Source organism: Citrobacter sp. Cpo221, from assembly GCF_030332345.1.
GTDB classification, from domain to species: domain Bacteria; phylum Pseudomonadota; class Gammaproteobacteria; order Enterobacterales; family Enterobacteriaceae; genus Citrobacter; species Citrobacter portucalensis.
Genome location: NZ_JAOWIA010000033.1, coordinates 22,634 through 36,378 on the forward strand (window position 1 = coordinate 22,634; position 13,745 = coordinate 36,378).

Here is a 13,745-nt window from a genome sequence, read left to right on the forward strand (position 1 = left end):
CGTTTTTGTGGTGATCCCGTGTGGCTCGCGGGTTTGCGCAAATGCGGAAACAATCTGAAAAAATAAAAAATAAAGTTGCTTGAACGATTCACCGTTTTTTTCGCCGGAGTAAATATGCCAAGATAATTACGCAAAATTGAGTTTCCTAACCTCGTTCATATATAAGGATTGTTCGATGTCCAACAATGGCTCGTCACCGCTGGTGCTTTGGTATAACCAACTCGGCATGAATGATGTAGACAGAGTTGGAGGCAAAAATGCCTCCCTGGGTGAAATGATTACTAACCTTTCAGGTATGGGTGTTTCCGTACCGAATGGTTTTGCAACGACCGCCGATGCGTTTAACCAGTTTCTGGACCAGAGCGGTGTAAACCAGCGCATTTATGAGCTGCTGGATAAAACGGATATCGACGATGTCACTGAGCTTGCGAAAGCCGGGGCACAGATCCGCCAGTGGATTATCGACACTCCTTTCCAGCCCGAACTGGAAAATGCCGTCCGCGATGCCTACGCGCAGCTGTCAGCGGACGATGCCAATGCCTCTTTTGCCGTGCGTTCTTCCGCTACCGCAGAAGATATGCCAGATGCGTCATTTGCCGGTCAGCAGGAAACCTTCCTCAACGTCCAGGGATTTGATGCCGTACTGGTTGCCATCAAACACGTATTTGCCTCGCTGTTTAACGACCGCGCGATCTCTTATCGTGTTCACCAGGGCTATGACCACCGTGGCGTCGCGCTCTCTGCTGGCGTTCAGCGGATGGTGCGTTCTGACCTCGCGTCCTCAGGCGTAATGTTCTCCATCGATACCGAATCCGGTTTCGACCAGGTTGTCTTTATTACGTCTGCCTGGGGTCTGGGCGAAATGGTCGTGCAGGGCGCCGTTAACCCGGATGAATTCTACGTGCACAAACCGACCCTGGCGGCTAACCGTCCGGCGATCGTCCGTCGCACAATGGGTTCGAAAAAAATCCGCATGATTTACGCGCCGACCCAGGAACACGGTAAGCAGGTGACCATTGAAGATGTCCCGCAGGAACAACGTGACATTTTCTCCCTGACTAACGAAGAAGTGCAGGAACTGGCGAAGCAGGCGGTACAAATCGAGAAGCACTACGGTCGTCCAATGGACATCGAATGGGCGAAAGACGGTCATACCGGCAAGCTGTTCATTGTTCAGGCGCGTCCGGAAACCGTGCGTTCTCGCGGCCAGGTGATGGAGCGTTATACGCTGCATGCTCAGGGTAAAATTATTGCTGAAGGTCGCGCCATCGGCCACCGCATTGGCGCGGGTCCGGTCAAAGTCATTCATGACATCAGCGAAATGAACCGTATCGAACCAGGTGACGTACTGGTTACCGACATGACCGACCCGGACTGGGAACCGATCATGAAGAAAGCAGCAGCAATTGTCACTAACCGTGGCGGCCGTACCTGTCACGCGGCGATTATTGCCCGTGAACTGGGGATCCCGGCCGTGGTGGGCTGTGGTGATGCGACCGAGCGCATGAAAGACGGTGAGAAGGTAACCGTCTCCTGTGCCGAAGGTGACACCGGTTATGTCTACGCTGACATGCTCGACTTTAGCGTGAAGAGTTCCAGCGTGGAGACCATGCCGGATCTGCCGTTGAAGGTGATGATGAACGTCGGTAACCCGGATCGGGCTTTCGACTTCGCCTGTCTGCCAAACGAAGGCGTCGGCCTGGCGCGTCTGGAATTTATCATCAACCGTATGATTGGCGTGCACCCGCGTGCGTTGCTGGAGTTTGATGACCAAACGCCTGAGCTGCAAAATGAAATCCGCGCCATGATGAAAGGTTTCGATTCTCCGCGTGAATTCTACGTAGGTCGTCTGACGGAAGGGATCGCGACGCTGGGTGCGGCGTTTTATCCAAAACGCGTCATCGTGCGTATGTCGGACTTTAAGTCCAACGAATATGCCAACCTGGTCGGCGGTGAGCGTTATGAACCGCATGAAGAGAACCCGATGCTGGGCTTCCGTGGGGCGGGCCGTTATGTTGCCGATAGCTTCCGCGACTGCTTTGCGCTGGAATGCGACGCAGTAAAACGTGTCCGTAACGACATGGGCCTGACTAACGTTGAAGTGATGGTACCGTTTGTACGTACCGTTGCTCAGGCGAAAGCGGTGGTGGAAGAGCTGGCACGCCAGGGGCTGAAACGCGGCGAGAACGGACTGAAGATCATCATGATGTGTGAGATCCCGTCTAACGCCTTGCTGGCCGAGCAGTTCCTCGAGTACTTCGACGGCTTCTCCATCGGCTCAAACGACATGACGCAGTTAGCGCTGGGTCTGGATCGTGACTCTGGTGTGGTTTCTGAACTGTTTGATGAGCGTAACGACGCGGTGAAAGCACTGCTGTCGATGGCGATTCGTGCAGCCAAGAAACAGGGTAAATACGTGGGTATTTGCGGCCAGGGACCTTCTGACCACGAAGACTTCGCGGCCTGGCTGATGGAAGAGGGGATCGACAGCCTGTCGCTGAACCCGGACACCGTCGTACAAACCTGGCTGAGTCTGGCTGAACTGAACAAGTAATATCATGCCTTATCCGGCCTATTCAACGTAGGCCGGATAAGATGCGTTAGCATCGCCATCCGGCGCTTTATCCTGTAATACTCTCCACGCTCAAACGCTGAATAATATCCTGACGAAGCTGGTATTTTTGTACTTTACCGGACGCCGTGCGCGGTAATTTCTCCACGATCACAATGTGCTCAGGGTATTTGTACTTTGCCACCCGCTTGCGGCTAAAAAAGGCCACCACTGATTCCAGCGACAACGAATGATGCGGAGGTTTTAGGACCACGTAAGCACACGACCTTTCACCTAAGCGTTCGTCCGGCATCGCGACAACACAAGCATCGTGAATGCGAGGATGCTGCAATAAAATATCCTCAACTTCGCGGCTGCTGATGTTTTCTCCACCACGGACAATGATATCTTTTTTCCGCCCGGTGATTTTGATGTACCCCGCATCGTCCATTCGGCATAAGTCGCCGCTGTAATACCAGCCGTCTTGATCCAGCGCGCGGGCGGTGAGTTCGGGTTCATCGAGGTAGCCCATAAACACATTGGGACCACGCGAAGCTTCTTCACCTTCTACCCCCGCGGGCAACGTATTGCGCGCTTCATCGACGACTTTAATTTCAACACCTGCAGCGGCATATCCGTCCGTATTCATCATGCGAGAAAGCGAATCATCGAGATTGACCAGCGCATGTGGTGAACTCTCAGTCGAGCCATAAATGCTTAATAATTTTATGCCGAGCTGCTGGCAGTCATGGGCAATCTTCTGGGGAATGGTTGTGCCCCCACATAAGAAAAAGCGTAGTGATGAGATATCGCTTGGCCGCTTTTCCATGCTACACAACATGTCGTAGACGAAGGGCGTGGCGCCGAGCACACAGGTACAGCGTTGTTGTTCCAGCAGTTCAAGACAGGCGGTTGGGGTGAAAATATCTAACAACACGCTGCGGGCGCCGATTAAAAACGGTGCGGTAACGCCATGCAGGAAACCGGTAGCATGTCCCAGTGGTGCGGGCATCAAAAACACATCCTGCCAGGTGAGATTGAGGCGGGCACAGTAGGCACGCTCGCTGGCAAGGATGTTGTTGTGGGTCAGCATTACGCCTTTTGGCATTCCCTCGGTACCGGAGGTAAACAACACCGCCGCCAATTCATCGGCGTGAACATTAATCGTCTGGGTTAAAGGCGGAGCTAAAAGCAGTTGACTGAGCGCCAGCGAGGTAGTTGCCGGAGCCAGTTTATCCACGGCAACGATCTGTTGCAGATGCGGCAACTGGTTTTGTAAGGGGAGGATCAGATCGACCGGTCGGGTCTGTTTAAACAGTGTCGGTGCGAAAAAAATCTTCGCTTTACACTTATTCAGCACCCATACCAGCTCTGCTTCACGCCACGCTGGCAGCAGCGGTACGGAAACGGCCCCGGTTTTCAGGCAGGCCAGGTAGATAATCGTAAACTCGCACCAGCCCGGTAACTGGAAGGCAATGCGATCGCCGGGTTGAATACCGCAGGCTAAAAACCAGGTTGCCAGACTGCTGGCCGCGCTGTCGAGTGCAGCATAGGTGTATGAAGCGCCATGGTTATCAACCACGGCGATTTTATCTGGCATGGCTCTGGCAGTTTGGTGCCAGTAATCGCCAAGCGAAGCATCTCCCCATAAACCCTGTTGTCGCCAGGCTTCGCGACGTTCGGCGTTAAACGTTAGTGTGATACTCATGAAGTTATTCCCAGGATGATTTCGGCATACATCTGACCGGATGGCCGGCGTGGCCGATCCGGTGTACTACAGGCAAAATCCATTAGCCGTAGCGAAAATCAACGCCAAATGTTCCGACCGGATATTCCCATTGGTCGAGGATCGTGTCGCCGCACAGTACTCGACACGTTCCGCACTCCAGGCAACCAGCAGAATCAAAATGAATGTTTCCACTCTCATCCTGCTTATACAGCCCGGCGGGGCAGGCTTTCAGCAGCTTGCGAAATTCATTAAGGTCTGGATGTTCGGCCAGGATAATGTGCGGGTGGCCTTCATCGACATTGAATTTATTGACGCCCAGTTTGACGTCAACGTTAACGGTATTGTCCTGATTCATAGTGCAGTTGCCCCCTTGATACCGTCTTTCAGTAAGTTCATCAGCCCGATTTGTTTTGCGTGGGACATAATCATCTTGCGAACCGGTTGATTTGGACGTCCGTCAACGGTGAACATATCGCTCATGATGTCGGCCACCATACGCGGATACTGGGTGAACAGCCGTGGGTTTTCCATTAGCGCCGGGATCTTGCGAAAATGCTGTAAATCACGCATTACACAGCCCTGTTCGAGCGCGCGCTTGTAGTCCATCAGGCTGTTGGCAGAGAAATCCTGGCGTTCTTTTGCTGCAATGGCTGTTTGGGCAGCGGCTTCTGCGGAAGCGATGGCCAAATCCATACCTCGCACCGTGAAACCCAGGTTCAAACAGAAACCGGCGGCATCGCCCACGATCATCACACCGTCATCGACCAGCTTTGGAACCATTGCCAGACCGCCTTCCGGAACCATATGCGCGGAATATTCCAGTAGTTCTCCACCGGCAATCAATGGCCGAATAGTTGGATGTTGCTTAAAGTCTTCCAGCATTTGTGGAATACTTTTTGTGGCATGAGCAATATCCCCCAGACCACACACCAGACCCAGAGAGATGGAGTCCAGGTTGGTATACAAAAATCCGCCTCCCATCAACCCATCAGACGGTGAGCCTGCAAACAGCCAGGCCGCGCCTTCATTACCTGAAAGATTGAAGCGATCTGCAATGACCGCTGGAGGTAAGCCGATCAGCTCTTTTACGCCAACGGCATAGTGATGTGCAGAAGAGGGCGGAACCATCCCCAGGGAACGCCCCAGCATAGAGTTGACGCCATCGGCAAGGATGACAATATTGGCTTCCAGGATATCGTCGCCGGCCTGAACTCCGGTAACCTTATTTCCTTCGCGGATCAGGGCATCGACGCGCACGCCGGGAATGAACTGCACGCCAGCTTGTTCCGCTTTTTCCATTAGCCATGGGTCAAGCCTGTTGCGCAAAACGGTATACGAATCCTGCGTTGGTGCGTCAGCCTTTTCACGATGAAAGTCGAGAGTGACGGCGCTTTCTTCGGTCAGAAAGGAGATTTTTTCGCGGGTGACTTTACGCTCGAGCGGCGCTTCCTGCGCGAACCCCGGCATGATGCGCTCAAGACTATGTGCATAGAGTCTTCCGCCGGTCATATTTTTACTACCTGCACTGTTTCCGCGCTCGATGACCAGCACGTCCAGTCCGGCCTGAGCCATCACGTAGCCTGCAACCGTACCCGCCACGCCAGCACCGACCACAATGGCATCAAATTTTTCATCTGACATGCTTTATGCTCCCTTCCCGCTGCGAGGGCAGCGGGATATGTGCGTTAAAAGTGGGGTTAGCGGCTGAGATGCTCGATAAGAGCCGGAACGACTTTGTAGATGTCGCCGACCAGTCCGTAATCGGCGTAATTGAAAATAGGGGCTTTCTTATCTTTGTTGATGGCGACAATGACTTTCGCGCCGTTACCGCCGACCATATGCTGAATTTGTCCTGAAATGCCGAGGGTGAGGTAAAGGTCCGATTTCAGTAAAACGCCAGAAACGCCGATGTAGCGTTCGCGTTCCATCCAGTTTTCGCCTTCGGCAATCGGTCGTGAACAACCCACTTCTGCACCCAGTACAGATGCCAACTGGTGCACCATCTCCAGATCGTTTTGCGCAACCAGGCCGCGGCCCACACCCACCACACGTTTGGATTTGCTGAGATCCACACTGCTCACGGATTTGGCGCGACGTTCCTGGCACATAATTTCATGGTGTGGTGCGATGTAAGGTGCAGAGACAACAGGGCAGGTATGTGAAGCATTAGCCTCTACCGGTTCAAGTACGCCAGGGGCAAGGGTGATAATTGCCTGAGTTGTTTTGATTTTTTCTTTGCCGAATGCCAGGCCACCGTACATACGGTGTTCTGCGAACAGTGAGCCATCATCAAGCGTTACCGACGTGGCGTCGTTTACCATCGCTGCATTCAGCTGAATACTTAACCGCGCGCCAAGGGATTTGGCCCGTTTGGTGGCTGGCATCAGTAATAGCCCGGTATGTTCTTGTATCAGGGCGGCGATGGTCTCGGCAAAATTTTCAACACGCTGTAAACCAGACGTTGTTTCAAGCACGACAATCTCATCGGCACCCAGAGGTTTAATCTGATTGGCCTGTTCGTTGCCTTGTACAATAAGGTGTACCTGTTCACCCCACAGGCGTGCGCCGGCCATTAATTCTGCATAGCGTTCTACGTTATCGCTGAACACCCATACGTTAGCTAATTTACTCATGATAATTTCTCTCCGTTGGGCTTAGTTCAGGGCTTTTTTCAGATGTTCAGCCAGCTCGGCTATGGCTTCTGCTGAGTCATTTTCCAGAATGATGTGCTTACGTTCTGTTTGTGGCGGAACGGTGAGGCTCACCAGTTCTGCCAACGGTGAGGCAGGTGTCCAGCCAATATCGCTGGCTTGCCACGGTGTGACCGGTTTTTTACCCGCGCCCAGAATGGCTTTCATCGAGGGGATACGCGGTGTGTTGATGTCTGAGGTTACGCACAGCACGGCGGGGAGCTGCAGTTCAATCACTTCAACTTCGTCTTCCAGCGTACGTTCAACCACAATGCGATCGCCGTTACGTTGGATGTTGCTGACGGCGTTAATCACCGGAAGTTGTAAGAGTTCGCCAACCAGTAAGCCAACCTGCTGGGCGTAGATGTCTCCAGACCCTTCGCCGAACAGCATCAGGTCGAATTCAATGTTTTTGGCCGCGCAGGCCAGCGCCTGAGCCGTGTCTCGCGGTAATGAATGCTCCAGTTGGGGATCCTGCACCATAAACAAACTGTCCGGCCCGCGGGACAGTACGTCTTTACGCACTTTGGAGTTTTGCAGTAGCGAGCCGCCAACCGTTAAGGCGACAATTTCATCACCTTCCGCACTAAGTTGCGTCGCGGCCTCTATTGCATTCAAATCAAACTGACTGATTTTGGCATCGGCCCGGTCAAAGTTAAGCGAACGTTGTGGGGTAACAACAATGTCCTGTTCTTCAGGCACCAACTTAAAGCAGGTTATTAGTTTCATGGCATCTCCAGTGATTCTCGTGTGGATGATGACGGGGAGTGCCATCATCAACAGTAGGGAAAATTGACTGAAAATAGTGTGCGGCAGAGGGAGACTGTTTTCGACGGGGCAATCTGTTTTCATTCCCAACAATCTTGCAAAAAAAAGGACTTTAGGAATGCTGAGTTTATGAACGTAAAGAAGACGTCGGGTGTTAAAGTGATAAACATGGAAATAAAATCGAGGCGCTTTTTTGAGAAATGGATCATATTTTTATGCGATTCTGCACGCACTTTGTTTCTGGTGTGTAAATTATTATTGCTGACTTAATAACATTTATACTTTCCTATTATTTTAAAATAAAAACAATTTGCACGAGCAGCGTGCTGGAGTTGGAGGTGTCATCTTGCAGACGACGCAAATAATTTTGTTTCGCCTGGACAGAATAACGTTGTATAACGTCATCATCGTTTTTACTTTTCGATATTAATTATCCGCAAAATAACTGCCTTTCGGTGGAGGTTGTCATGTATCAACGCTGTTTTGATAATGCCATGGAGACCCTTTTTGAACAGGGGAAAACCCCGAGATTTTCGCGATTCGTCATCAGTGATGATCCTAACTGGGAGTCGGGCCATCATGTTCATGACAATGAAACAGAGCTTATCTATGTAAAAAAGGGTGTCGCAAGACTAATTATCGACTCTTCGCTGTATGTCGCGCATGCGGGTGACATCGTGGTGATAGAACAAGGGCGGTTACATGCGGTTGCTTCCGATAGCAGCACACCTGCAACCACTTACACCTGTGCGCTCTACGGCTTTCGTTTCAACGACTGGCAGGAGAACCAACTCTTGCAGATGCACTCGTGTCCGGTTATTAGCGTCAGCCAGGGCAAAGAGGTTATTAAAAGTATCTTTAATGAACTGAGTGTTATGATCCCGCAGAGCAAGAATAACCTGACGTCTTCCGCTTATGACGCCTTCGCTTATGCATTAACAGTTTTATATTACGAAAACTTTAAAAATGCTTATCGTTCTGAGCAGGGATATATTAAAAAAGATATCTTAATTAAAGATGTGTTGGTTTATTTAAATAACAACTTCCGAGAGAAAATTACGCTGGAACAGTTGTCTAAGAAATTTCGTGCCAGCGTGAGCTATATCTGTCACGAGTTTACTAAGGAATATCGTATTTCGCCGATTAATTATGTGATTCAGCGGCGAATGACAGAGGCAAAATTTGCCCTGACGAATACGGAGTCCTCGTTGGCAGAAATTTCCTGGCGGGTAGGGTATGAAAATGTCGATCACTTTGCCAAACTCTTTCAGCGGCATGTGGGTTGTACCCCCAGCGATTATCGTAAGCAGTTTAAAAATAACCTTGTAGAACAGGAATGTCTGATGCCAGAAATATGATTCACCTGGCACGTGCCGGATAACGCATTTGCGCTATCCGGCAAGCATTACTGCTTACTTATTCTGATAATCTTTCAGGATTTGGCGACCCGCGACGTAAATCATGATTTCATCTGTACCACCGCCAATGCGTTCACAGCGGACATCACGCCAGAAGCGGGAAACGCGTGCTTCGTCGGTGTAACCCAGCCCACCCATAATCTGAATGGCGTCATCAATCACTTCCATTGCAGTACGTGCACAATACAGTTTTGCCAGCGCTGCACTGGTGCGCAGAGACTGTTCCTGATCGGCCTGCCAGGCGACTTTTAACACCATATTGCGCATGTTATCGATTTTAATCGCCATCAGCGCCAGTTTTTCCTGGATCATCTGATTGTGACCAATTGGCTTACCGAATGCGATGCGCTGGTTGGCGTAACGGGCGGCATCTTCGAAGGCGCATTCAGCAAAACCGGTACTGCGCGCAGCGTTGATCAAACGTTCCATCTCGAAGTTGTACATGACGTTGAGGAAACCCATGCCTTCCTCTCCGACCATATCACTTTCATCCACTTCAACGTCATCAAGATAGACTTCGCATGTGCTGAGCATATGCCAACCGATTTTGTGCAGCGGATTAACCTTAATGCCGGGTTTCTTCGAATCGACCCACCACAGCGTAAAGGCTTTTTTCGGATCTTTTGGTTCTGGATCGCGGGCCAGTACCAGCATATATGGATACTCTTTCGCGCCGGTGATAAAGGTTTTCTGCCCGTTGAGATAGACCTTACCGTTTTTGCGAGTGTAACTGGTGGTCGCGCTGTTGTTGTCGGAACCCGCTCCCGGTTCGGTTAATGCCAGCGCATACGCTGGATCGCCAGTTTCCATGGTGCTTTCTGCGGTCTTACGCAGCTGTTCGGCGGATCCAAAACGACGCATACTGTGAATGCACTGACCGTTAGTGATCAAAAAAGCGGGTGCGCCGCATTTTGAAACTTCCATCAGCGCCAGCATCTGTGTGACGTAATCCGCCGGGATGCCACCAAACTCTTCCGGAACGCCCAGCATCGAAATACCGTTGTCCGCCAGGGCACGCATAAACTCTTTCGGGTAGGTCGCCGTCTGATCACAGGTACGGAAATATTCTTCCGGGAAATTGCTGGTAATCAGTTCCCGAATGCTGGCAAGCAGCAGTTCTTGTTCTTCAGTTAACGAAAAGTCCATCAGGGTACTCCTTTTAATTGGCAGCGTCGGGTAATACAAACCCCATCGAGGCATCGATAAATAATCTTTCGTCCATCAGCTTCAGATTTGGCGAAATAATTGGCGTGAAATCCATCTTGTCCAGGATGTCTTCCTGTAAAGAGACTCCCGGCGCAATTTCGATTAAATGAAGACCATCTGCTTTTAACGTAAAGACAGCGCGTTCAGTGATGTAACGCACATCAAGTCCACGTTCGAGGGCAATTTTTCCGCTGAAAGTCACTTCAGGAAGTTCGTTGACGAATTTTTTCACCCGACCTTCCTGCACGATATTTAACTTGCCATCGGCAACTTCCGTTTTCAGACTTCCGGCAGTTAACGTGCCGCAGAAAATAATTTTTTTGGAGGTGGCGCTAATATCGATAAAACCGCCGGTACCCATGATTTTGCCATTGAATTTGTGTACGCCGACGTTGCCGTGGCGATCCACTTCGGCAAAACTTAAATAGCACACATCCAGCCCGCCACCGTGATAGAAGTCAAACTGGGAGGTCATATCCAGAATGGCGCGGGTGTTGACGTTGGCACCGAAAGCAATACCTTGAGAGGTGATGCCGCCAATCGGACCCGTTTCGACTGTCAGAATAAAATCGTCAGCACAGCCTTCTTCGCGCGCGACGAGGCCAATGCCATCGGCAATCCCTACGCCAACGTTGCCGACAGCACCTTTGCGCATTTCAAACAGGGCGCGTCTGGCCACCAGTTTACGCTGATTGAGCGGCAGGGCAGTCTGTTGGCTGTCATCGAGAACAAAATCGCCAGAGATAAAGCGGTTAACCGGCGCGCCACCGTACAGTTGCGTTTGGTCGGGGTCGATGACCACAATATCGACCAGATAGCCGGGAATACGCACCGATTTCGGATGCAACGTGGCTTTCTTCACCATTTTCTGCACCTGCATCATAACGATGCCGCCGTTATTGTGTACGGCCTGGGCAATCACCAGCGCATCAAGATACATCACTTCATCTTCAAAGGTGGCGTAGCCTTCGCTGTCGCAGGTGGTGGCACGAATAAAGGCGATGTTTGGCGCAATGGCTTTGTAGTACAGGTACTCTTTGTTATCAATTTCCACCAATTTGATCAGATCTTCGGTGGTCACTTCATTCAGTTTGCCGCCTTGTTGACGAGGGTCAACAAATGTACCGATGCCGATATCACTAAGGATCCCTGGCTGGTGAGCCGCCGATGCACGCAGGGTTTGGGTTAATACGCCCTGAGGATAGTTATAGGCGGCAATTTTATTTTGTTCAGCCAGATCGGAGATTCGCGGTGATTGTCCCCAGTGTCCGCATAATGCCCATTTGACTAAGCCTTCCTGTGCCAGCGGGCTAATTCCCCGGTCGGCACGGTCACCCAGACCTGTAGGACTAATCAACGCTAAATTTCGTGGTGACTGAGAGTTTTTATATTTTTCAGCCAGTGCATTAATTAATGTTGTTGCTTCGAGAATACCCCCGCCTGCACCTAATACACAAAGAGTTGCTTCATCAGGAATATAATTGACTGCATCTGCAGCGGATAATACGGGTACCCGACCATCTATACGATTTGGCCTTGAAAATTTCATGTGAACTCCAGATTATATGCGTGCGTCTACCTGTCGCTATATTCGACAATAATATTGTGAGTTATATAATAACGCTTAATTACCGACCAGATATCCGTGGTTAGACGAATATCTGGGGTAGGGCAATACTGATATTTATATGGATATATCTGTAATTAAGCCTGATGCAATATTGTCAATACAGTACGCAGGTCGGTGACCGAAATTTGTCCTGGTGCGGAGGCTTTTTTTACTGCCCCAAAGGTTGCCGCTGAACCGAAAACCTCACCAGACAGACGTGAAATCACCCCTGTTTTAGCCATCGACATGGTGATTATCGGGCGATCGGCATAGCGTTCTTGCATTTCCAGCGTGGCACTAAGCAGCGTCAGAACATCCGCTTTATTTTGCGGCATCAAGGCAATTTTCGGGATATCTGCGCCCAGTTCCTGCATTTTACGCAAGCGCTGAACAATCTCTTCCGCGGCTGGTGTCTTATGAAAATCGTGATTGGACATAATCACAAAGACATTTTTCGTGTGCGCATGCTCGACGGTCGCTTTGACCAGTTCGTCTCCGGTAAACAGTTCCAGATCGATCATATCCACCAGACCGCTGTCTACTGCCGCGCGGTTAAGTGCAATATAGTGCTCAACAGACAGAGCCTGTTCACCGCCTTCTTTGGCGCTACGGAAGGTGAAAAGCAGTGGTTTGTCAGCCATCACATCGCGGATGGTGCGCGCAGCTTCCAACACCGCCTCAATGGAAGAGACATCGGTGAAATGGTCTACGCGCCATTCCAGAATGTCGAAATCCGCTTCGCGATAGGCCAGCGCTTCGCTTTTTACCGTTGCGATGTCTTTACCCATCAGCGAGACAATGATCTTCGGCGCACCCTCGCCAATAGCGAGGTTTCTTACGGTTACGGTTTTCATTGATTACCCTTTAACTATTGTACAAATGCTTGCCCGTCAGGCGGCAAAACCCATAACCTGTTTCACATACTCCAGTGGGAAATCTTTCCCGGTCCAGAGCTTGAACTGTTCAGCCCCTTGCCACAACAACATGCCGTAACCATCAATTGTTTTGCAACCAGCACTTTGTGCCTGCTGCAATAATTTGGTCATATGCGGGTTGTAGACGCATTCGGTTACCAGCAGTTCCGGACGCAGCAGGGAAGCGTCGGTCACGAGAGATTCATTTTCCAGCGGCTTCATGCCGACTTTAGTGCCGTTGGTCAAAATATCTGCGCTGGCAAGTGCGTGAGCAAAAGCCTGGCGATCGGCGAGATCGATAACGGTGACCACGCAGTCGGTGTTTTCATTGACGCGTTTGGCAAACTCCTGCGCTTTGGTAAAAAATTCATCCTGGCGGTTAAAGAGTTTAATTTCTTTGATGCCTTCAATCGCTGCCTGTGCACCAATGGCCGTCGACGCACCGCCTGCGCCCAACAGTACCATGGTTTTACCTTTGATATCGAAACCACTTTCCTTAATTGCACGAATATGGCCCGTGCCATCGGTATTGTAACCACGCAGGTAACCATCATCATTGACGATAGTGTTAATTGCGCCGACCAGCTTGGCTGCAGGTGTTAATTCATCAACATATTCACATGCCAGCTGCTTGTTGGGCATTGAGACCCCGGTACCCCGCATCTTTAAGGCCTTCAGCCCGGCAATGGCATTAGCAAACGTTGAGTTATCGACTTCAAACGCCATGTAAGTGAATGGCAATCCCGCTTTTTCTAATGCCTTATTTTGCATTTCAGGCGACAGACTGTGTCTGATAGGGTAGGCCATCAAACCAATCAGTTCATATTTTGCAGTTACGTCCATTTGATACTCCTTCTAAA

At 50.6% G+C, this 13,745-nt stretch carries 11 protein-coding genes; 2 read left to right on the forward strand and 9 right to left on the reverse strand.

Going from position 1 to position 13,745, the window contains the following annotated elements:
• The first annotated feature begins 175 nt into the window (after positions 1-175).
• Positions 176-2,554 carry a phosphoenolpyruvate synthase gene (gene ppsA, locus OGY72_RS04635; RefSeq protein WP_003832604.1) on the forward strand — a complete coding sequence of 793 codons (2,379 nt, stop codon included), beginning with the start codon at positions 176-178 and terminating at the stop codon, positions 2,552-2,554.
• Positions 2,555-2,621: 67 nt separating this feature from the next.
• Here the strand turns inward: ppsA and fadK are convergent, their stop codons facing one another.
• The 5 genes from fadK to OGY72_RS04660 all read right to left on the reverse strand — a co-directional run bounded on the left by fadK (position 2,622) and on the right by OGY72_RS04660 (position 7,699).
• Positions 2,622-4,259, reverse strand: a complete 1,638-nt coding sequence (fadK, locus tag OGY72_RS04640) for a medium-chain fatty-acid--CoA ligase (RefSeq protein ID WP_286547119.1) — start codon at positions 4,257-4,259, stop codon at positions 2,622-2,624.
• An 82-nt stretch (positions 4,260-4,341) separates the two neighbouring features.
• Positions 4,342-4,635 (reverse strand): ferredoxin family protein, encoded by a 294-nt coding sequence (locus OGY72_RS04645; RefSeq protein ID WP_003832609.1) that lies wholly within the window; start codon positions 4,633-4,635, stop codon positions 4,342-4,344.
• On the reverse strand, positions 4,632-5,921 hold the full coding sequence (locus tag OGY72_RS04650) for an FAD-dependent oxidoreductase (RefSeq protein WP_286547122.1): 1,290 nt from the start codon (positions 5,919-5,921) through the stop codon (positions 4,632-4,634). Before OGY72_RS04650 ends, OGY72_RS04645 begins: the two co-directional genes overlap by 4 nt.
• A gap of 56 nt (positions 5,922-5,977) precedes the next feature.
• Complete coding sequence (locus OGY72_RS04655; protein WP_286547124.1) at positions 5,978-6,913, reverse strand: electron transfer flavoprotein subunit alpha; 936 nt, start codon at positions 6,911-6,913, stop codon at positions 5,978-5,980.
• 21 nt (positions 6,914-6,934) lie between these two features.
• A complete protein-coding gene (locus tag OGY72_RS04660) occupies positions 6,935-7,699 on the reverse strand; it encodes an electron transfer flavoprotein (protein WP_148362056.1) in 765 nt (254 codons plus the stop codon).
• 506 nt (positions 7,700-8,205) lie between these two features.
• On the opposite strand from OGY72_RS04660, the gene OGY72_RS04665 reads away from it, so the two are divergent.
• Positions 8,206-9,096 carry an AraC family transcriptional regulator gene (locus OGY72_RS04665; protein WP_286547127.1) on the forward strand — a complete coding sequence of 297 codons (891 nt, stop codon included), beginning with the start codon at positions 8,206-8,208 and terminating at the stop codon, positions 9,094-9,096.
• A 54-nt stretch (positions 9,097-9,150) separates the two neighbouring features.
• On the opposite strand, the gene OGY72_RS04670 is transcribed toward OGY72_RS04665, so the two are convergent.
• The 4 genes from OGY72_RS04670 to ydiB form a co-directional block, all read right to left on the reverse strand.
• Entirely contained in the window at positions 9,151-10,302 is a 1,152-nt protein-coding gene (locus OGY72_RS04670) for an acyl-CoA dehydrogenase (protein ID WP_003832619.1), read from the reverse strand.
• Positions 10,303-10,315: 13 nt separating this feature from the next.
• Positions 10,316-11,911 (reverse strand): acyl CoA:acetate/3-ketoacid CoA transferase, encoded by a 1,596-nt coding sequence (locus tag OGY72_RS04675; protein WP_008784596.1) that lies wholly within the window; start codon positions 11,909-11,911, stop codon positions 10,316-10,318.
• A gap of 155 nt (positions 11,912-12,066) precedes the next feature.
• Positions 12,067-12,825, reverse strand: a complete 759-nt coding sequence (aroD, locus tag OGY72_RS04680) for a type I 3-dehydroquinate dehydratase (RefSeq protein ID WP_286547130.1) — start codon at positions 12,823-12,825, stop codon at positions 12,067-12,069.
• Between the two features lie 36 nt (positions 12,826-12,861).
• Positions 12,862-13,728 (reverse strand): quinate/shikimate dehydrogenase, encoded by an 867-nt coding sequence (ydiB, locus tag OGY72_RS04685; RefSeq protein ID WP_286547131.1) that lies wholly within the window; start codon positions 13,726-13,728, stop codon positions 12,862-12,864.
• Positions 13,729-13,745 lie beyond the last annotated feature (17 nt).